General features: G+C 33.9%; 19 protein-coding genes and 3 tRNA genes. 13 read left to right on the top strand and 9 right to left on the bottom strand.

The annotated features are described in order from the left end of the window. Positions 1-12 precede the first annotated feature (12 nt). From AC6CHK_RS03090 to AC6CHK_RS03130, 9 genes are all read left to right on the top strand, one after another. Positions 13-333, top strand: coding sequence for a DUF6660 family protein (locus AC6CHK_RS03090; protein ID WP_498093454.1), 321 nt, complete (start codon positions 13-15; stop codon positions 331-333). Positions 334-543: 210 nt separating this feature from the next. Beyond that, entirely contained in the window at positions 544-4,905 is a 4,362-nt protein-coding gene (locus tag AC6CHK_RS03095) for a CusA/CzcA family heavy metal efflux RND transporter (RefSeq protein WP_498093456.1), read from the top strand. Position 4,906: 1 nt separating this feature from the next. After that, entirely contained in the window at positions 4,907-6,160 is a 1,254-nt protein-coding gene (locus AC6CHK_RS03100; RefSeq protein ID WP_498093458.1) for an efflux RND transporter periplasmic adaptor subunit, read from the top strand. 6 nt (positions 6,161-6,166) lie between these two features. Beyond that, positions 6,167-6,586, top strand: a complete 420-nt coding sequence (locus AC6CHK_RS03105) for a Fur family transcriptional regulator (RefSeq protein ID WP_498093460.1) — start codon at positions 6,167-6,169, stop codon at positions 6,584-6,586. Positions 6,587-6,633: 47 nt separating this feature from the next. After that, positions 6,634-8,589, top strand: coding sequence for a heavy metal translocating P-type ATPase (locus AC6CHK_RS03110; protein ID WP_498093462.1), 1,956 nt, complete (start codon positions 6,634-6,636; stop codon positions 8,587-8,589). 111 nt (positions 8,590-8,700) lie between these two features. Next, on the top strand, positions 8,701-9,060 hold the full coding sequence (locus AC6CHK_RS03115) for a hypothetical protein (protein WP_498093464.1): 360 nt from the start codon (positions 8,701-8,703) through the stop codon (positions 9,058-9,060). Between the two features lie 178 nt (positions 9,061-9,238). Further along, a complete protein-coding gene (locus AC6CHK_RS03120; RefSeq protein WP_498093466.1) occupies positions 9,239-9,514 on the top strand; it encodes a YHS domain-containing protein in 276 nt (91 codons plus the stop codon). Further along, positions 9,501-10,184, top strand: coding sequence for an SCO family protein (locus AC6CHK_RS03125; protein ID WP_498093467.1), 684 nt, complete (start codon positions 9,501-9,503; stop codon positions 10,182-10,184). The genes AC6CHK_RS03120 and AC6CHK_RS03125 overlap by 14 nt, the downstream gene beginning before the upstream one ends. A 25-nt stretch (positions 10,185-10,209) precedes the next feature. Then, positions 10,210-10,884, top strand: a complete 675-nt coding sequence (locus AC6CHK_RS03130) for a superoxide dismutase (RefSeq protein WP_498093469.1) — start codon at positions 10,210-10,212, stop codon at positions 10,882-10,884. A gap of 132 nt (positions 10,885-11,016) precedes the next feature. On the opposite strand, the gene AC6CHK_RS03135 is transcribed toward AC6CHK_RS03130, so the two are convergent. The 7 genes from AC6CHK_RS03135 to AC6CHK_RS03165 all read right to left on the bottom strand — a co-directional run bounded on the left by AC6CHK_RS03135 (position 11,017) and on the right by AC6CHK_RS03165 (position 14,207). Beyond that, a complete protein-coding gene (locus AC6CHK_RS03135) occupies positions 11,017-11,220 on the bottom strand; it encodes a hypothetical protein (RefSeq protein ID WP_498093471.1) in 204 nt (67 codons plus the stop codon). 63 nt (positions 11,221-11,283) lie between these two features. Beyond that, positions 11,284-12,123 carry a carboxypeptidase-like regulatory domain-containing protein gene (locus AC6CHK_RS03140; protein WP_498093473.1) on the bottom strand — a complete coding sequence of 280 codons (840 nt, stop codon included), beginning with the start codon at positions 12,121-12,123 and terminating at the stop codon, positions 11,284-11,286. 72 nt (positions 12,124-12,195) lie between these two features. Continuing rightward, positions 12,196-12,999 carry a hypothetical protein gene (locus tag AC6CHK_RS03145; RefSeq protein ID WP_498093475.1) on the bottom strand — a complete coding sequence of 268 codons (804 nt, stop codon included), beginning with the start codon at positions 12,997-12,999 and terminating at the stop codon, positions 12,196-12,198. A gap of 318 nt (positions 13,000-13,317) precedes the next feature. Beyond that, positions 13,318-13,389, bottom strand: a tRNA-Glu gene (locus AC6CHK_RS03150). Positions 13,390-13,484: 95 nt separating this feature from the next. Then, a tRNA-Glu gene (locus AC6CHK_RS03155) sits at positions 13,485-13,556 on the bottom strand. An 8-nt stretch (positions 13,557-13,564) separates the two neighbouring features. After that, positions 13,565-13,819, bottom strand: a complete 255-nt coding sequence (gene rpsT, locus AC6CHK_RS03160) for a 30S ribosomal protein S20 (protein ID WP_498093477.1) — start codon at positions 13,817-13,819, stop codon at positions 13,565-13,567. Between the two features lie 67 nt (positions 13,820-13,886). Then, positions 13,887-14,207, bottom strand: coding sequence for a hypothetical protein (locus tag AC6CHK_RS03165; RefSeq protein ID WP_498093479.1), 321 nt, complete (start codon positions 14,205-14,207; stop codon positions 13,887-13,889). 300 nt (positions 14,208-14,507) lie between these two features. Between AC6CHK_RS03165 and AC6CHK_RS03170 the strand changes: the two genes are divergently transcribed. The 3 genes from AC6CHK_RS03170 to AC6CHK_RS03180 are packed head-to-tail and all read left to right on the top strand — an operon-like array spanning position 14,508 to position 15,681. Then, the gene (locus AC6CHK_RS03170) at positions 14,508-14,828 is read left to right on the top strand and encodes an ArsR/SmtB family transcription factor (protein WP_498093480.1); all 321 of its coding nucleotides are present in this window, start codon (positions 14,508-14,510) and stop codon (positions 14,826-14,828) included. Positions 14,829-14,831: 3 nt separating this feature from the next. Then, positions 14,832-15,299: an SRPBCC family protein gene (locus AC6CHK_RS03175; protein WP_498093482.1), complete on the top strand. Its 468-nt coding sequence runs from the start codon at positions 14,832-14,834 to the stop codon at positions 15,297-15,299. Between the two features lie 4 nt (positions 15,300-15,303). Continuing rightward, the gene (locus AC6CHK_RS03180; RefSeq protein ID WP_498093484.1) at positions 15,304-15,681 is read left to right on the top strand and encodes a DoxX family protein; all 378 of its coding nucleotides are present in this window, start codon (positions 15,304-15,306) and stop codon (positions 15,679-15,681) included. 55 nt (positions 15,682-15,736) lie between these two features. Here the strand turns inward: AC6CHK_RS03180 and AC6CHK_RS03185 are convergent. Then, positions 15,737-15,808, bottom strand: a tRNA-Glu gene (locus AC6CHK_RS03185). A gap of 57 nt (positions 15,809-15,865) precedes the next feature. Continuing rightward, on the bottom strand, positions 15,866-17,158 hold the full coding sequence (locus tag AC6CHK_RS03190) for an N-acetylmuramoyl-L-alanine amidase family protein (protein ID WP_498093486.1): 1,293 nt from the start codon (positions 17,156-17,158) through the stop codon (positions 15,866-15,868). 53 nt (positions 17,159-17,211) lie between these two features. Between AC6CHK_RS03190 and AC6CHK_RS03195 the strand changes: the two genes are divergently transcribed. Next, positions 17,212-19,800, top strand: a complete 2,589-nt coding sequence (locus tag AC6CHK_RS03195) for a putative LPS assembly protein LptD (protein WP_498093487.1) — start codon at positions 17,212-17,214, stop codon at positions 19,798-19,800. Positions 19,801-19,828: the final 28 nt, after the last annotated feature.

Raw genomic sequence — 19,828 nt, forward strand, 5'->3', positions numbered from 1 at the left:
ATATTTATAAAAATGAATTTATTAAGATTAGTTTTAGCAATGTACTTTGCGGTATTATCGGTAATGCCTTGCGAAGATGTGCAAAAACAATCGGGTTCAGAAACACAATTATTATTAGTATCCACCGAATCTCATTCAAAAGATAAAAGCGATATCTGTTCGCCGCTATGCGTTTGCAACTGCTGCCAGATTACGGTTACAGCTTTTAAAATGGATATTGTAATCAATGTTCCAAAACAAATTCAGACCTATTTTTCTAAGAAAATTCTGTTTCAGAAAAACAATTTTGCCTATCAGGTTTACAACCATATCTGGCAACCGCCTAAGATTTAATTTTTTGTTGATTTAAAAACATCTTGAAACTTTGCAATTCCATTTCACAGGTCTTCATGATATTTTTGCATTTCATTATTTCAATGAAAATGCATGTTTTCAAAATAAAAATTAAACAGATTGTTTGAAACAATATTAAATTCCTCACGCATGTTGCATGAGAAAGATTAGTATTTTCACAACAGACAATCACAAATTACATCTCAATTTGTGTTAGATAATATTATAAAATTTAGTATAAAGAACAAGATCATTGTAGGTATAATGACTTTGTTGCTTATTATTTGGGGAGTTTGGAGCGCTACCAAATTACCCATTGATGCCGTTCCTGATATTACCAACAATCAGGTACAGATTATTACAGTATGTCCTACTTTGGCAGGTCAGGAAGTCGAACAATTGGTAACTTTTCCCATTGAACAAAGTATTTCCACTGTTCCCGATATAGAAGAAACCCGAAGCATTTCAAGATTCGGATTATCAGTAATTACCGTTGTCTTTAAAGATGAAGTTGACATCTATTTTGCCCGGCAATTAATTAACGAAAGATTAAAACAAGCTGAAGAATATATCCCAAAAGGAATCGGAATTCCTGAATTGGCGCCGGTAAGCACAGGATTGGGTGAAGTGTATCAGTATATTTTGCATCCAAAAAAAGGAAGTGAAAAAAAATACAATGCCAAAGATTTGAGAACAATGCAAGACTGGATTGTTGCCCGACAATTGTACGGAACAGAAGGCGTTGCAGAAATAAACAGCTTCGGAGGAGATTTAAAACAATATGAAGTCGCTGTAAACCCTTATCGTCTAAAAGCAATGGGAGTGAGCATTTCAGAAATCTTCACGGCTCTTGAAAATAACAACGAAAATACTGGCGGAGCTTATATTGACAAGAAACCGAATGCCTATTTCATTCGTGGAATTGGCTTGGCAACCTCATTGGAAGACGTTAAAAATATCGCAGTAAAAAATACAAGTAATATTCCTGTTTTCATAAAAGATGTTGCAGATGTTCGTTTCGGACACGCAACTCGCTACGGAGCATTGACTTACAACGGACAAACCGATGCGGTCGGAGGAGTTGTGATGATGCTGAAAGGCGCAAATAGTAATGATATCGTTAATAGGGTTAAAGAAAAAATCCCGACCATTCAAAAATCTTTGCCGGAAGATATTATCATTGAACCGTTTTTAGACAGAACGGAATTGGTAGACCGTGCAATAAGTACCGTCGAAAAGAATTTGATAGAAGGAGCTTTGATTGTAATCTTCGTTTTGGTATTGTTTTTAGGTAATTTCAGAGCTGGATTGATTGTGGCATCGGCGATTCCTTTATCATTATTATTCGCATTAGGAATGATGAATGTTTTAGGAGTAAGTGCCAATTTAATGAGTTTGGGAGCGATCGATTTTGGTTTGATTGTCGACGGAGCTGTAATTATTGTTGAGGCAACTTTGCATCATTTGGGCTTACGAAAATCTATGAAAAAGCTTACTCAAAACGAAATGGATGAAGAAGTTTTTCTTTCAGCATCAAAAATTCGTGGAAGTGCCGCTTTTGGTGAAATTATCATTTTAATTGTTTACATCCCGATTCTTACTTTAGTTGGAATTGAAGGGAAAATGTTCTCGCCAATGGCTAAAACAGTAGGTTTTGCGATTTTGGGAGCATTGATTCTTTCATTGACTTATATTCCGATGATGTGTGCGCTTTTCCTTTCAAAGAAAATTTCACACAAAGAAAATTTTTCGGATAAAATGATGAATTGGATACAGAAGATTTATCAGCCACTTTTACAAAAAGCCATTAAAGTTAAATATGCAATTGTAGGATTTACGGTTATTTTGTTCAGTATTTCATTATTTATTTTTAGCAGAATGGGAGGCGAATTTATCCCACAACTGGAAGAAGGAGATTTTGCGTTTCACTGCATTTTACCGCAGGGAAGTTCATTGAGCCAAAGTATCGAAACGTCAATGCAGGCTTCAAGAATTATTAAACAATTTGATGAAGTAAAGATGGTGGTCGGAAAAACAGGTTCGGCAGAAGTTCCTACAGATCCGATGCCGCCCGAAGCAACAGATATAATTATTGTTTTAAAACCTAAAAAAGAATGGAAATCAAGCAAGTCGTATGCTGAACTTTCTAATGAGATAATGGAAAAATTGGAAGTAATTCCGGGTGTTTTCTTTGAAGCCAATCAGCCGATTCAGATGCGTTTCAACGAATTGATGACCGGAATCCGGCAAGATGTTGCCGTAAAGATTTTTGGTGAAAATATGGATTCGCTTTCTATTTATGCAGATAAAGTAAGTGAAGTGATTCAAAATGTAGAAGGAGCAACCACTCCGCAGGTTGAAAGAGTAAGCGGGCTTCCGCAAATCAATGTTACTTACGACAGAACAAGAATTGCCAATTATGGTTTGAATGTAGAAGAGGTAAATAATGTCTTAAGTACTGCATTTGCAGGAAAAGTAGCGGGGCAGATTTTTGAAAATGAAAGACGTTTTGACCTTGTCGTAAAGTTAGATACGCTTTACCGAACCGATATTGATGATGTAAGTAATTTGATGGTTCCTACAAATACGGGGACTCAGGTTCCTTTATCGCAAGTCGCCAATATTGAATATAAACTCGGGCCGGCTCAAATCAGCCGTGAAGCAGGAAAACGCAGAATTGTAATTGGTTTTAATGTAAAAGGCAGAGACGTCGAAAGTGTAGTGACAGATATTCAGGATAAATTATCAAAAGAAATAAAGCTTCCGTCGGGATATTATTTTACTTACGGCGGGCAATTTGAAAATTTAAAAGAAGCCAGCAAACGATTGATGATTGCTGTGCCTGTTTCGTTGTTTCTGATTTTTATGTTGTTGTATTTTACATTTAATTCGTTTAAGCAGGCTGCGTTGATATTTACGGCGATTCCGATGAGTGCGATTGGTGGAATTTTTGCGCTTTTGTTGAGAGATATGCCTTTCAGCATCAGTGCTGGAGTTGGTTTTATTGCGCTATTCGGAGTTGCGGTTCTCAACGGAATTGTCTTGATCGGAACATTCAATCAATTAGAAAAAGACGGAGTTTCGGATGTTTTTAAAAGAGTAATTGAAGGTACAAAAACCAGATTGAGACCTGTTTTAATGACCGCCGCGGTTGCTTCATTCGGATTTTTACCGATGGCGATAAGTACAAGCGCAGGTGCGGAAGTTCAGAAACCTTTGGCGACAGTCGTGATCGGTGGATTGATTTCAGCGACTTTTCTTACTTTATTTGTATTGCCGATGTTGTATATTATTTTTAATTCTAAAATTAAGATTAAAGATAAATTTCTTAAAAAGCCTTTGACGGTTATTGTTTTCTTTGGCTTTTTCTTTGCGGGTCAAAATTTAAACGCTCAAAATTCAAGAGAAATTTCTTTAAATGAGGCGATAGAACTGATGCTGCAAAATAATCCGGCTATAAAGGCGAAAGATTTAAATATTCAATCTTCAGAAGCCTTGAAACCGACCGCAAAAGAACTTCCGAAAATGGATTTCAGCGCGCAGCTCGGTCAATACAACAGTCCGAAATTTGATCAGTCTTTTGTGATTTCCCAAAGCATTCCGTTTCCGACTTTGTTTAAGGCCAGAAAAGAATTGATTCAGGAAGAGATTAAAATAAAAAATATTGAAAAACAGGTTGCAGAAAATGATTTGACGAAACAAGTCCGAACCTATTTTTATCAAATCGAATATTTACAGTATAACCAAACGAAACTTCAATATCTCGACAGTTTATACAGTGATTTCATAAGAATTGCAACGGTAAGATTTAAAGCGGGAGATATTAAAAAAATAGAAATAAGTACGGCAGAAACTCAAAAAGGAGAAATCAATCTTTTGTTTCAGCAGAATAAAGTTTACCTAGATAATGCTTATAAAAACTTAAAAGTTTTGTTGAATATGGACGAAGAAATTTCTGTTCCCTTTTCTCAAAAATATGAACCTTTAGTTGAATATCTTTTAGACGATGCAACGGTGTCAAATCATCCGTCAATCCAGATTTTTAAACAAAATATGGAAATTTTGGAGAAAAATAAAAATGTTGAAAAAGCACAGGGATTACCGGATTTCAGCATTGGATACACCAATCAGTCTTTGATAGGCTTTCATACTTTGAACGGACAGGAAAAATATTACGGAGCTGGAAACAGGTTTAGTTCCGTAAGTGTTGGCGTCGCAATTCCGTTGACGTTTGGTGCGACAAAAGCACGAATTAAGTCTTTGGAATTCCAAAAGCAGGTGGAGGAAAATAACGTCAAATTTCAACAACAGCAATTGGAGACTCAACTAAAAAATTCGTTGGATCAATATCAAATGGATTTCCAGCAGTATCAATATTATTTGAATCAGGCTGTTCCGAATGCAGAAAAAATTGTAAAAGCAGCTCAATTAGGCTACAAAACAGGCGAAATTTCTTATGTTGAATACTTATTTGCGCTTCAAACTGCAACAAATATCGAATTAAAATATCTGCAATCAATTCAACAAGTCAATCAAACTGTTGTCAACATTAACTCTTTAATCAACAAATAAAATGAAATTAAAATTTAATATCATCTTCGTCATATTTCTATTTCTAGTAAGTTGTGGAAAAAGTGAAACGTCCGAGAAAACAGGAGAAGTAAAAGAAAAAACCGAAGAACACGCAGAAGGTGAAGATTCCGAACTTGCTTCGCTTACGCAGGAGCAGATGAATGCAATCGGCGTTACTTTAGGGCAAATAGAAATGAAAGAACTTACCGCGACAATCAAGGCAAACGGAGCTTTGAGTGTTCCCAATAATAACAAAGCCAACGCGACATCTTTGTACGGCGGAGTCATTAAAACCTTAAATGTTCAGGTTGGAGATTTTGTGCGAAAAGGTCAGATAATTGCCACGATCGCCAATCCGGAATTTATTCAGTTACAGGAAGAATATCTTACAGCAGGAAGTCGAATTACGTTTGCAGAACAGGAATACAAAAGACAGAAAGAACTTTTTGATAATGACGCAGGCGCTAAAAAAAATCTGCAAAATGCTGACGCCGAATTAAAAACTTTAAGAACGAAAAGAGCTTCTTTACAAAGACAAATTCAGATGATGGGAATCAGCCCGGGAAATGTTTCCAATAGAAATCTGAAATCAGGACTTGCCGTTACCGCGCCAATCAGCGGAACGATAAGCAATGTTTTTTTACAGATCGGAAGTTATATTGATGTTTCGTCGCCTGTTGCTGAAATCGTTGATAATAGTTCTTTGCACCTTGATTTGCAGGTTTTTGAAAAAGATTTACCATTAATAAAGGTCGGACAAAATATACATTTTACGTTAACAAATAATCCTGTTGAAGAATATGATGCGGAAGTTTACAGCATCGGAACGGCTTTTGAAAATCAGAGCAAAACGATTCCGATTCATTGCAGAGTTAAAGGAAATAAAAACGGTTTGATTGACGGGATGAATACTACAGCGGTTGTAAGTTTAAACAATCAATTGATGCCCGCAGTTCCCAATACAGCGATCACAAGCTCGGACGGAAAAGATTACATTTTTTTTGTAAGCAATAAAGAAGAGGAACATCTTGAAGAAGGCGAAACTGAACCTCATAATCATGAAGGAAAACCTAATGAAAAACACAATGGAAAAACCATTAACTTTGAAAAAGTAGAAGTGGTAAAAGGTACTTCAGAATTGGGTTATACAGCAATCACACCTGTGAAACCAATTCCGGAAGGCGCAGAAATTGCCACAAAAGGAGCGTTTTTTATTAATGCTAAAATGACGAATTCAGGAGGACACGCACATTAAATAATCATGAAAAAAGAAATAGAAAATAAATTGATCGACAAAAACACCAAACCGACAAGCATGAGGATTTTGGTGTATGATTTTTTAAGTTTTCAGGAAACAGCTTTGTCGTTGTCCGAAATTGAAAATCATTTTGAAAATGCTGACCGAACAACTATTTACCGCACTTTGAAAACTTTTGAAGAAAAAGGAATCGTTCACAGTATTCAGGAAAATACAACGACAAAATATAAACTTTGCGATGATGGCTGTGACGAAACCACGCACAAAGACTGGCATCTTCACTTTTACTGTAAAATATGCAAGCAGACAACTTGTAAAGAATATTTTTCGTTTCCTGAAAACATTCAGGCGGATTTTAGAATCGATGAAATAAGGCTTTTTGCCAAAGGAATCTGTGAAAATTGTCTTGAAAGTTTGCAATAGCATTGCATTTAATTTACGGTTAATTTTGTTAAAAAATTATTTTAGTTATGGAAGAATGTTGCAGTACAAAACCAAAAAAAGAGCAGAATCATTTTGATGACGATGGCCACGATCACGGTCATTCTCATGATACAGGAGACAAATCTACATTTCAGATGTTTCTTCCTGCGATTATCTCTTTTTCTTTATTATTAATAGGAATTGCTTTAGATAATTATATAAAAAACGATTGGTTTTCGGGCTGTATTCGTTTAGTTTGGTATTTGACAGCCTACTTTCCTGTCGGGTTACCAGTTTTAATAGATGCCTATAAAAGTATCATTAAAGGCGATGTTTTTTCAGAATTTTTCCTGATGGGAATTGCAACAATAGGTGCTTTCGCAATCGGAGAATATCCTGAAGGGGTTGCGGTGATGCTTTTCTACTCGGTTGGCGAAGTTTTTCAGGCAATGGCGGTAACAAGAGCAAAAAGAAATATTAAATCTCTGCTCGATCAGCGTCCCGATGAGGTGACGATTTTAATAAACGGAAAGCCCCAAACTGTAAAAGCTGAAAACGTAAATATTGGCGAAATCATTCAATTGAAATCCGGTGAAAAATTAGGATTAGACGGAGAATTATTATCCGAAAAAGCTTCATTCAATACAGCTGCTTTGACGGGTGAAAGCAAACCGGATACCAAAATAAAAGGCGAAACAGTTTTAGCCGGAATGATCAACCTGAATACAATAAGTCAGATAAAAGTGACGACTGCCTACAAAGACAGCAAACTGAGCAAAATTTTAGAATTAGTTCAAAATGCAACTGCGCAAAAAGCGCCTACAGAATTATTTATCAGGAAATTTGCGAAAGTTTACACTCCGATTGTGGTATTTCTTGCGATTGGAATTACTTTTCTGCCGTACTTTTTTGTAGCCGATTATCAGTTCAGAGATTGGCTGTACAGAGCGCTGGTTTTCCTAGTGATTTCTTGTCCTTGTGCTTTGGTGATTTCAATTCCTTTGGGATATTTTGGAGGAATTGGAGCGGGAAGCCGAAATGGAATTCTGTTTAAAGGAAGCAATTTTTTAGATGTTTTAGCAAATATTCAGAATGTCGTAATGGATAAAACCGGAACGATGACGGAAGGTGTCTTTAAAGTTCAGGAAGTTAATTTTAAAAATGACTTTAATAAAGAAGAAATTCTAAAATTGGTCAATGCACTGGAAAGTAAAAGCACACATCCGGTTGCAACGGCCATTCACAATTATGTCGGAGAAATCGATCATTCTATTCATCTGGAAAATGTTGAGGAAATTGCGGGTCATGGTTTAAAAGCAACCATTAATGATAAAGAATTATTGGTCGGAAATTTTAAATTGATGGATAAATTCAACATTAATTATGAAATAAAAACTGAAAATATTGTCTATACATTGATTGCTGTTGCTTACGATAAAAAATTTGTTGGTTTTCTTACAATTGCAGATTCTATCAAGGCTGATGCACAATTAACGATCAAGAAATTAAAAGCATTAAATGTAAAAACTACAATGCTCAGCGGTGATAAAACTTCTGTTGTACAATTTGTGGCCAATGAGCTGGGAATTCAAAATGCTTTCGGAGACTTGTTGCCCGAAGATAAAGTGAATAAAGTCAAAGATATAAAAGCAAAAAAACAAACTGTTGCGTTTGTCGGTGACGGAGTGAATGACGCTCCGGTTGTTGCTTTAAGCGATGTCGGAATCGCAATGGGCGGCTTGGGAAGTGATGCAACAATCGAAACAGCAGATGTGGTTATTCAGGATGATATGCCAAGCAAAATCCCGATGGCCATCAACATTGGAAAGCAAACTAAAAGAATAGTTTGGCAAAATATTATTCTTGCATTTGCAGTGAAAGCGATTGTTTTAATTCTCGGCGCCGGAGGTTTGGCCACGATGTGGGAAGCTGTTTTTGCTGATGTGGGCGTAGCTTTATTGGCAATTTTAAATGCTGTCAGAATCCAGAGAATGAAGTTTTGAAGTGTGGATAAAGCAAGTCTGAAACTGAAACTATAAATAATCGATGACTTTCATCATAAGTAAAGCATAAACTCGATATGAGTAGTATATTTGTAAAACAGAATTTAATTATTGAAGCTTTTTATTTCCATATTCATCATTTTCACAATTGCAATACGACCGATTTTGCCATTGATAAATTATGTCCTGAATTATGATTACATCGTAAAAAACCTCTGTGAAAACAAGGAAATCCTCGATTCAACCTGTAAAGGAAAATGCTATGTTAAAAAAGAATTTGCTAAAACTGAAAAGCAAACCAACAATTCTCAAACAGTAAAAATTGCCGTATTAGACGTTTTTTTGCCCAACGGAATATTTTCTTTTGCTGATATAAAAGATTTTGATTTTATAACTAATCCAAATTTGGACTTCTTTAGTTTCCGTCTTTCAGAATATTCTTCCCGGATATTTCATCCGCCTTTACTTTAAATATTTTTAAACTATTAAGATTTGATTAATTTTTAGGAGAATTAAATGTAGCTTCGTTCAATAAAGAAGACTTGACAATTTAGTTTTTCTTAAATGCTTCACTATTCTTAATGACTCAAAACAGCTTTGTTTAAAATCCAAATTATTTCACATTATTATTCATTCAAATTAATTTAAAATGGAATCTAAAATCATTTTGGCAACATTATTGTCAATTTCCATAATTTCTTGCGCTCAGGAAACTCCCAAAGTAAAGCATAAAAAAAGTATGAATTCTTCTGATAAAAACTTAAAAAATATAAAAGTCGTCAATGCAGAAGATCCGATCTGTCATATGAAAACTGCAGAATATTTAAAAGATACTGCCAACTTTAAAAATAAAACGTACGGTTTTTGCAGTGCTTATTGCAAAGAAGAATTTAAGAAAAATCCTGAGAAATATGCCCAGAAATAATAAACCATCCAGCAATACAAAGCGTAAGCTCATTGTTCCGATCGTAATTATTGCTTTACTTTTCTTGGGCATTGGTATTGGAATGAGCTATTTTAAAAGTAGCCTGTACACGGTAATGAAAGTGCCTGATTTTGAATTGACCAACCAAAACAACAAAAAAATAAGTAATAAGGGTATGCTTGGAAAGGTATATTTAGTTGAGTTTTTCTTTAGTAAATGTCCAACAATTTGTCCTGTAATGAACAGCAATATGAAGGCAATTGAAGAAGAGATCAATAATGCAGAATTCGGAATAATCTCAATAAGCATCGACCCTGAAAACGATACACCTGAGATTTTAAAGCAACATGCACAAAAGATTGGTACAAAATCTCCCAACTGGCATTTTTTGACTGGTGACAGAGATTATATTGGGAAAATTGCCGATCAGTTTAATATTTATGTTGGTGATAAAGAAGATGAAGCCGAAAGCCTGAACCACAGCGGAATGATTGCCCTTGTCGACAAAGAAGGAAACATTCGTTGCAGATATAATAAAGATAATATGCCGATTCTTTATTACTCAGGCTTGAATTATGAAGACCCGGAAGGCAAAGTTCCTAAACTCACAGGAAAATACCATCCAGACAGAGAAATATTAATTAAAGACATTAAGAAATTACTAAAATAAAGTTTAATTTTTAAAACAGAAAGTTATGAAGATTTTGAAAGTAGCTGCATTAAGCGCGGTTTTTACGGCGCAGTTTGCGTTTGCACAGTTTAAACAGATACCACTTCCTTATGCATACAACGCTTTGGAGGGAAATATTGATGCTCAAACAATGGAAATTCATTATTCAAAACACGCTGCCGGATATGTATCCAATTTGAATAAGGCAATTGCAGGAACTCCACAGGAAAAAGAAAATTTGGTACAAATTCTTTCTAATGTTTCCAAATTGACACCTGCCATTAGAAATAATGCAGGCGGGCATTACAACCACGAGCTCTTCTGGACGATTCTTACTCCTGAAAAAAACACGAAACCTTCAGCAAAATTGACGAAAGCAATTAATGAAACTTTTGGAAATATGGATGCTTTTAAAGAGAAAATGAATAAAGCAGGAGCAGAACGTTTTGGTTCTGGCTGGGCGTGGCTTTCTGTCGATAAAAACGGTAAGCTGTTTGTTTCTTCAACACCAAATCAGGATAACCCTTTAATGGATGTTGTAGAAGAAAAAGGAACTCCGATTTTGGGAATTGATGTTTGGGAACATGCTTATTACTTAAAATATCAAAACAAAAGAGCAGATTATCTTACCGCAATCTGGAATGTTTTGAACTGGAATGAAGTAAGCAAGAGATATGATGATGCTTTAAGCAAGAAATAGAAAATGAGAATCCTGTCCCAAATATTGAGACAGGATTTTTTACATCATCTGAATTAGTCAATACTTAATCTAACAGTTATAAATAGAAAAACAGGTTATATTAACCTGTTATGTTTTTAAATGAGCATATTTTTAATCTCTTTTGCGTCTGCACTCTTCAAAAGTCATTTCGTCAGCTTCTCCTCCTACAGGAGCATCATAAATAACGGCGCCAAATACTTTAACATCTACAGAATGGGATGCGCACCAAAGCCAGCTATATCCTCCTCCAATATTTTTCATTTTGTTTTTAGAGATTGTTTTTCCTTTGCTCTTTAATAGCTCTAAATTTTTCATTTGGTTAATTTTTTTAAATGTTGTATTGTAAATATATGAATTTTATTCATAAAAAAGACAAAATTATTTTTTTATTTTTACATCAACATTTATTGATGGTGCTCCTGATGAAAACTTTTCCCATTTATCAAAATATAGTCTGTGAAAAGTGTCTTGAGAAAAAGCAAATATATTCCCGCTGAGATATAAATATCCTTCAAAATCGTTTGTAACGCGAATAGAAACAAAAAAATCATCATCTATCCAAATGTTTTTATCTGAAATATCTAGACTAATAACATTATCAGTAATATCAGAACTAGTTATCTCCTTTGTTAAGTATTCTTCCAATAGAGATTCTCCAGGTAACTGATTTTTTACATTATAAATATTATAAACTAATTTTATTGTGTCCTTTGTATTAAATGAACTTATATTTATATTTATTTTTTCTACTTTAATGTGTTTAGTGTTTTTTATTTTTATAGCATATTCACTATACTGTTCTTTTCTTTTTTTAGAATTATAGCCACAATAATTATTATTAGATTTACTTCTAACTCCAAGATTTTTCTCAATAATTTTTCCAGGATTTAGAATCACTTCTTTAATTGCCGTTGTTTTTTCTTCTAATAGGATGTTTTGATTGCTAGAATTTAAAAAGTCCTTTATTTTGATTTTATATAAATTGAAGCCTGGAAAATATGCTATTAAATTTTTATTTTTATCAACATTGGTTAAATCTAAAAAATAGATTCCATTTTGTTGAGAAATACATCCTATATTTTCTCCTTCAACCCCAACAGTTACACCGACTATATTTTGGTTTTCTGATGTATATACTTTACCAGATATGTTTTGTGAAAATAGCCCTAAGTAAATAAAAAAAAGGATCAAAACAAGTACATTTTTTATTTTCATCATATATATTTTAAAATATTAGAAAGAAATTTTTTAAGCGTCAAGAATAGAGGTATTTGAAAAAATCTAATCTCATTAATAATTTTTCTTTAATTCGATATAGTTATTTAATTGTTTTTTTAATAAGTGACTGATTTTTTTTGTGTTAAAATTGATCCAATATTTTTTTGATAAGTTGTATTTTTGATCCATATAAATAACATATTGCTCAAATTCAAAATCATTTAATCCATTATTAATGAAATAATCATTATATATTGAATCTTTGATCTTTTTATAGAATTCTTGAGTTTCAAAAAAGGTTAAATTTTTATTTTTTTTCTGAAAAGCTTCTTTCAATAACATTCCTATAATGCCTTCTGATGAATCTTGCCCTCCCAAGCCAACACTTAGTAGATTCAATTGACCAGTATAGGGATCTTTAGGTTCAAAAGAAGAGGAGATATTTTTTTTTGATTGAATTTCTGTTGTTGTTTTTTTTATATATTCTCCAATCTCTTTATTAAGTAGAGCTACTTTTTTAGAAGACTTAAGATTTATATCTTTATTTAGATTTCCTGTCGGTTCAAAGTCTATTTTCACTTCTTGAATATCAGTAGGCTTTTGAATAAGTACAATTGGACTTAAATTTGAAAAATCCAAAGCGGAAATCTTTTTAATCACTCTTTCATAATTTTCTTTTACAAATCTCAATTCGTCATTAATATTGGCCTTGATACTAAAAAATCCTTCATTATTTGAAGTCGTTTTTTCATTTGTACTTATATTAATAACAAGTACATTTCTCAAAAGATGACCTTGCTCTGAAAAAGTATTTCCAGCAATTATATTTTGAGCAGATATTGAAACGCTAAATAAGAGGAAAAATAAGTATTTCATAACTAATACAATCTGATTTATTTGAAAATTAGCACAATTTTTCAAATGATGTAACTACAGAAATTGTGTTTCTTTTTAATATTCTTAAAGCTTATTATGAATGATAGGAGTAGTGTAAGAGACTGAATTTTATGTTCTTATTTGAACTACATAAAATGGCTAGTATATCAGAAGGTTTTATATTCATTATCCGCGTTTAACCGTAAAATTATATATTTAAATATAAAAACGGGTTAAAAAAATCATAAATTATTAGATGTTTTAAAAAGTCTAACAATTTTAAAGCAAAAAACCACTGAAATCTCAGTGGTTTTTAAGTAGCCCGTAGGGGAGTCGAACCCCTCTTACCAGAATGAAAATCTGAGGTCCTAACCGATAGACGAACGGGCCATCTACCATTACGCTAATTTAGCGTGTTAGTTTTGTTTTTATAAGTTTATCAACTCTTAAAAAACCACTGAAGGTTAGTTTAGTGGTGTGTTTAGTAGCCCGTAGGGGAGTCGAACCCCTCTTACCAGAATGAAAATCTGAGGTCCTAACCGATAGACGAACGGGCCAACTATTGTTACGCCAACTTGTTAACGTGCTTAGTTAATTTACTTTTTAAGTTAGCCGCTTTGTTTTTGTGGATAATATTTTTCTTAGCCAATTTATCCAACAAAGAGATAACTTTTGGCAATTGCTCTGCAGCTGCTGTCTTGTCCTCTTCATTTCTAAGTACTCTCATAGCTGATCTTGCAGTCTTATGATAGTATCTGTTACGAACTTTTCTTTTTTCGTTTTGTCTTATTCTCTTTAATGCTGATTTATGATTTGCCATATCGTTCAAATGTGAGTGCAAAAATAAAACCTTTTTTTATACCTGCCAAATTATTTTTTAACTTTTTTTAAATTTCTTCTGAGAGGTACTTTTTGAGCTTATCTATTGCCTGTTTTATCTTTAAATTTTCGTTTTCGTTTTCTAATTTTTTAATTACGTTTTCCAACATAATCATTGCATTATTCCATTCTCCGGTAGTGTTGGTGAAAGTTATTCCATCAATAGTCGCTTCAAAAGCGATTCTTTCCCCCTTCCTGTAAAGCCTGAAACTTATTTTATCATCATTGCCTGTTATTCCTTCTTCATTGCTTTTTAAATCATAACTTCTTGGGTTAGAGCGGATTTTATTAAAAAGCTTATTTGCTTCTTGAATTTTTAAATCCGGCATGATATTAAATATTTGCAGTCTTTATGGAAACTTCCTCGTGACTTATTAAATTAGTATTCATCATTTTGTTTTTTAGTTAAAAAATATAAACACATTAGTTCTTAATGCTTTATGTATTGTTTTTGAACTAGCGCAAAATTAATGTTTTTTTTAAATTCCTACAACTTCCCTGAAAGAATACTTAATAAAACCTTTTATAATTGAAATAAATTTTAGCTCAATAATTTTTTTTAAACAAATACTTTAAAAATTTGCGTAGTCTAATAACTACAATTATATTTGTAGTCAAATAACTACATAATGAATTTAAGAAGAGATGTATTTCAGGCATTAGCGGATCCTACAAGGAGGTCCATACTTTTATTGGTAGCCTCGCAATCGATGACTGCAGGCGCAATTGCATCACAATTTGATACGGCAAGACCAACGGTTTCAAAACATTTACAGATTCTCACCGAATGTGAACTTGTAAGGCAAGAGCAGCAAGGCAGGGAAATCCATTATCACTTTAATCCTCAAAAAATGAAAGAAGTAGCAGATTTTATAGAACCTTTCAGAAAAATGTGGGACGACAGATTTAATAAATTAGAAGAAGTAATGACAAAATATAAAAACAAATAAGAAATGGAACAAAGAACAAAAATCAAAGCCGAAGACGGCAAGCAGGAATTGGTGATAACACGGGAGTTTGATTTGCCTGTGGATCTGCTTTTTAAGGCCTACACAGAACCCGAAATTGTAGAGCAATGGATGGGAACCAAAGTGATTAAACTTGAAAATAAAAATCACGGCAGTTATGAGTTTGAAACTTCTTACAATGACAATGTGGTGTTTAAGGCAAATGGGACAATTCATGCGTTTTTGCCAAATCAAAAGATCATCCGAACATTTGAAATGGAAAATATGTCAATTGGCGTTCAACTTGAATTTTTAGAGTTTGAGAAAATTACAGATACCACCAGCAAACTGACAATGCAGATCATTTATAAGTCAGAGAAACACAGGGCAGAGCAATTAAAATTACCTTTTGCCTATGGTTTGAATATGGCTCACGACAGATTACAAGAAATTTTGAGTACCCAAAAAAATTAAAGAAATGAAAAATAAGAGAAATATTGGATATTGGATTGCGACAATCTTACTTTGTTTTTTTATGCTTGGTGGTTTTGGGCAGCTATTTCAGGTAAAGCAAGTTGTAGAAGGTTTTGCATCACTTGGTTATCCTACTTATTTTATATCGATCATTGGATTTTGGAAAGTGATGGCAATTATTGCAATACTTTTACCCAAGTTACCATTAATAAAAGAATGGGCGTACGCGGGAATATTTTTTGTGATGACGGGAGCTTCGGTTTCGCATATAGCAGTTAATGATTCTGTATTTCAGATTGTTATACCGTTGATCATTGCAGGTTTGGCTATTTGTTCATGGTATTTAAGACCATCAGCAAGAAAAATAACAATTAATGATTAAAAAATAATTTAGATAAATAAAAAAGGATTTCCGAAAGAAAATCCTTTTTTTGTTGTAGTCTATAGGGGAATCGAACCCCTGTTGCAAGGATGAAAACCTTGAGTCCTGACCACTAGACGAATAGACCAAATTTTGAGGTTGCAAAAGTATTGATTAACTTTTTAACATCAAAATTATTTCATTTTTATTTGCTCTGCTTCTGAATAATGGTGTTTTTAATTCCCTTGCTTTCAAGTTCTTTTTGCAATTTTACAGCTTCTTCCAAAGAGGAAACTTTTCCGTAAGTATAGTAAAAAACTCCGTTGTTTTTTTCTCTTTCAACACCTTTCAAGGTTTGCAAAATAAAGGAGTTGGCGCTTAATTTATCTTTTCCAGTATAAACTTCTATTGTATAATGTCCAGTATTGAGCTTTTGATTAGGCATGAATCCAACCGCATACGCATTTCGAAAGCCGGCATCTTTAGCGGTTTTCAGATTAATATCCTTTATGCTCGCCATATTGGTAACGCCGTAATAATATTTATAAATACCATTTTCTTTTAAAGGAAGAATATAATTTAAACCTTTCAAAGCAGGATCGTCTTCATTATATTTTATCGCTGAAGTTAACAATAATATCCTGAAATCATTTTTTAAAGGAACTTCTTCCTTTACTTTTACGGGCTCTGGCTTTTTTGTATTGACAAAACCTCCTGATTTTCTGTCAACTGCTTTTTTATAATCAATTATAGCATTATAAATACTTTCCGAAATCTCTTCCTGTCCTTTATCGGACGCCAAATAATGGCTTTCTTCGGGATGGTTGATAAATCCGGTCTCAATAAGCACCGAAGGCATGGCATTCATACGAAGTACATGCAGGTTTTTCTGAAAAACTCCTCTCGAAAATCTTTTATCTTTATTTACGAAATTATCTTCAACAAGTCCGCCAAGCAAAAGGCTGGATTCCAAATATTTGCTTTGCTGAAGCTTAAGCGCAATTAAAGATTCCGGAGATTTAGGATCATAAGATCCAAAAATCTGCTTATCTTTTTCATCAAGAAAAATCACATCATTTTCCCGTTTTGCAACTTCCAGATTAGAATCATTCTGATCAGGACCCTGTACAAAAGTTTCCGTACCGTAAGCCGTTGGTCTTACAGAAGAATTACAGTGTACGGAGATGAAAAGATCAGCTTTATTTCTGTTGGCAAGATTGGTTCGGTCCGAAAGGGAAGGGTATTCGTCGATTTTTCTGGTGTAAATTACCTTAAAATCTTTATTTTTCTCAAGCATTCTTCCGACTTTCAGCACAATTGAAAGAGTGATATCTTTTTCTGCAATATGCCCGATATCACTATAGGTTCTGTTGGCTCCGTGATCGCTACCCCCGTGTCCTGCGTCTAAAACGACAGTAAATTTTTTTTGGGCTAAAGCAAAGTGGGTAGAAAGTATGAAGAGAAATGCTAAAATTATTCTAAAATTTTGTGTGTACATCTTACAGTTTTAAAAATTATATTAATTTTGAGCCTAAATTATATAAAACAAAATTGGACAAAACCGTCTTCAAAAATATATTACAAATTTTAATTATCCTAATTTTTAACAATTTTTTAGCACAGGAAACGCCCGGAAGATTGCCTAAAAATACGATAATTAATGATACGATCCCAAAAAAGGATACCATTGTTGTAAGTAAGGAAGCTCTTGAGGATGTGCTGGAAACAAAAGCAGATGATCAGCGAAGAGATGTGCCGAAAAAAATGATTTATCTGAACAAAAATGCTCAGGTAAAATATCAGGATATACAGATTGATGCAGATTACATTTCGATCGACGAAAAAAAGAACCTGATCTTTGCAAGAGGTAAGCTGGATTCTTTGGGTAAGGTTATTGAGCCCGTCATCACAACTCAGGCCGGCAAAAAGTATGAAACCAACGAGTTTAGTTACAATACAAAAACACGCCAGGCGATTGCTTACAATGCCAGAACTGAAGAAAGTGAAGGAGTAATTGTAGCCCAAAAAACAAAAAAATACAACGATTCGGTATTTTACATGAGACGTGGTCTTTTTACGACTGATGACTATTTTATTAAGAAAAAAGACACAGCAGCAGATTATCATTTGCTTGCTCCGCATATAAAATTAATCAAAGGTAAAAACAGTTCTCAGGTAATTACAGGGCCTGTACAGATGTATATAGAGCAGGCGCCGACACCTTTGATCATGCCGTTTGCAATCTTACCGTTTTCTGATAAAAGATCTGCAGGGATTTTAATTCCGAGTTTCGGAGAAAGACAGGATGTCGGGTTTTTCCTGAACGGATTGGGATATTATCAGCCCATCGGAGAACATTTTGATTTGAAGATTTTGGCAGATATTTATACAAAAGGAAGCTGGAATCTCCGCCCTGAAATGAATTATCTTAAAAAATACCGTTATTCCGGTAATTTTGCGGCAGATATCGGGACTACCGTAAGGGGAATAAAAGGGCTTGACGATTATAGCGAAACCGGAACCTACAGAATTGCCTGGAGACACACTCAGGATGCAAAATCAAATCCGTTCCTTACATTTTCTGCTTCTGTGGATGTTACCAGCCAGACATTTTATAATAATACCGTTAATAATAATTATATTTTGGATCAAAGTGTGTTGAGAACTCAGCAGAACTCAACTGTTACGCTTACCAAAAGATTTTTGAAGCTTCCTGTTACCATTACGGGTACAGCGTCTTATCAGCAAAACTTTGCAACAGGGCTTGCAGATTTGCGTCTGCCTCAAATGAATGTGGCTATCAATCAGTTTTATTTATTTAAATCTAAAACAGGTGTGAGAAGCGGCTTGTTAGAAAATATTACCGTAAATACAGGTTTAAACTTAACCAATTTTGTAAGCACGGAAGAAGGCGAGCTGTTTACCAAAGCCATGTGGGATAAGATGCAGACCGGGCTTAAAAACAATATAGCTTTAGGGACGAATACAACCATTGCTAAATATTTTACTTTCAGTTTGGGAGCCACTATTGATAATGCTTTAACGACTAAAACACTGACCAGATTCTATGATCCTATCGAAAATAAAGTGATAGATCAGGTCAACAAAAAAATAGCAGGATATTCTACTTTTTCTACAACGGCAAGCTTGCAGACGCAACTTTACGGAATGTTGAAATTTAAAAAAGGCGCAGCAGTAGAAGCGTTGAGACACATGATGACTCCAAGTATAGGTTTTACTTATTCACCGGATTTTGGTGACGCACAGTTTGGATATTTCAGGAATTATTATGATGCCAACGGGGCTTTGACGCCTTATTCGATTTTTGATAATGGAAATATTGGATCTCCATCTTCTGGTTTGGTAGGTGCTTTAGGTTTTAATATCGGAAACAATATTGAAATGAAAGTGAAATCTAAAAGCGATTCTACAGGAGTAAAAAAAATAAAAATATTCGAATCTTTAAACATTTCCGCAAACTATAATTTTGCTGCAAAAACACATCCGTGGTCTATAATTGATATTCGTGGTCAGTCTTCGTTCTTTGATAATAAGTTAAGTATTAATACTAATCTAACTTTAGATCCTTACAAAACTATTTTTGTTCCCGGATCGGATGTGGGATTCAGGACGGAAGAGTTTGGAGCATTTAGTCTACAAGGATTTGGGATTCAGTTATCATATCCATTAAGTAGTGAGATTTTTGGTAAAAAAACAGATTATGCCAAAAAGTATAAATCAAAAGGAGAAATCAGAAATGAAAATTATTATTTTGATGAAGATAATTATGCACATTTTGATCAGGCGTGGACATTAAATATAAATGCTAATTATGCATATTCAAAAACAAATTTAAGAACTCCAAACAAAATTGCATCGGTTGGTTTAGATGGGAGCGTAAAGCTTACGCCATACTGGAATATTACCGGAAGCACACATTATGACATGGTAACCAAGGATCTGGCGTATACCAGAATCGGTTTTTCCAGAGATCAGCGTAGTTTTACCATTAATTTTAACTGGGTGCCTTTCGGGCAGTATAAAGTGTACGACTTTTTTATAGGAATAAAAGCCAATATTTTAAGTGATGCTTTAAAATATAAAGACAGAAGCTTTACGCAGCCTAATTCACCATTTTGAGAAAATACTTGTGTGATATATTTTTTTT

It is taken from the genome of Chryseobacterium sp. GQ58 (assembly GCF_059758895.1).

Bases quoted from the DNA above. Each gene is read 5' to 3' on its own strand.
- AC6CHK_RS03140 (WP_498093473.1), bottom strand. From the start codon at position 12,123: ATGATGAAAATAAAAAATGTACTTGTTTTGATCCTTTTTTTTATTTAC.
- AC6CHK_RS03170 (WP_498093480.1), top strand. From the start codon at position 14,508: ATGAATTTAAGAAGAGATGTATTTCAGGCATTAGCGGATCCTACAAGG.
- AC6CHK_RS03175 (WP_498093482.1), top strand. From the start codon at position 14,832: ATGGAACAAAGAACAAAAATCAAAGCCGAAGACGGCAAGCAGGAATTG.
- AC6CHK_RS03135 (WP_498093471.1), bottom strand. From the start codon at position 11,220: ATGAAAAATTTAGAGCTATTAAAGAGCAAAGGAAAAACAATCTCTAAA.
- AC6CHK_RS03190 (WP_498093486.1), bottom strand. From the start codon at position 17,158: ATGTACACACAAAATTTTAGAATAATTTTAGCATTTCTCTTCATACTT.
- AC6CHK_RS03110 (WP_498093462.1), top strand. From the start codon at position 6,634: ATGGAAGAATGTTGCAGTACAAAACCAAAAAAAGAGCAGAATCATTTT.
- AC6CHK_RS03120 (WP_498093466.1), top strand. From the start codon at position 9,239: ATGGAATCTAAAATCATTTTGGCAACATTATTGTCAATTTCCATAATT.
- AC6CHK_RS03100 (WP_498093458.1), top strand. From the start codon at position 4,907: ATGAAATTAAAATTTAATATCATCTTCGTCATATTTCTATTTCTAGTA.
- AC6CHK_RS03145 (WP_498093475.1), bottom strand. From the start codon at position 12,999: ATGAAATACTTATTTTTCCTCTTATTTAGCGTTTCAATATCTGCTCAA.
- AC6CHK_RS03125 (WP_498093467.1), top strand. From the start codon at position 9,501: ATGCCCAGAAATAATAAACCATCCAGCAATACAAAGCGTAAGCTCATT.
- AC6CHK_RS03090 (WP_498093454.1), top strand. From the start codon at position 13: ATGAATTTATTAAGATTAGTTTTAGCAATGTACTTTGCGGTATTATCG.
- rpsT (WP_498093477.1), bottom strand. From the start codon at position 13,819: ATGGCAAATCATAAATCAGCATTAAAGAGAATAAGACAAAACGAAAAA.
- AC6CHK_RS03130 (WP_498093469.1), top strand. From the start codon at position 10,210: ATGAAGATTTTGAAAGTAGCTGCATTAAGCGCGGTTTTTACGGCGCAG.
- AC6CHK_RS03180 (WP_498093484.1), top strand. From the start codon at position 15,304: ATGAAAAATAAGAGAAATATTGGATATTGGATTGCGACAATCTTACTT.
- AC6CHK_RS03165 (WP_498093479.1), bottom strand. From the start codon at position 14,207: ATGCCGGATTTAAAAATTCAAGAAGCAAATAAGCTTTTTAATAAAATC.
- AC6CHK_RS03105 (WP_498093460.1), top strand. From the start codon at position 6,167: ATGAAAAAAGAAATAGAAAATAAATTGATCGACAAAAACACCAAACCG.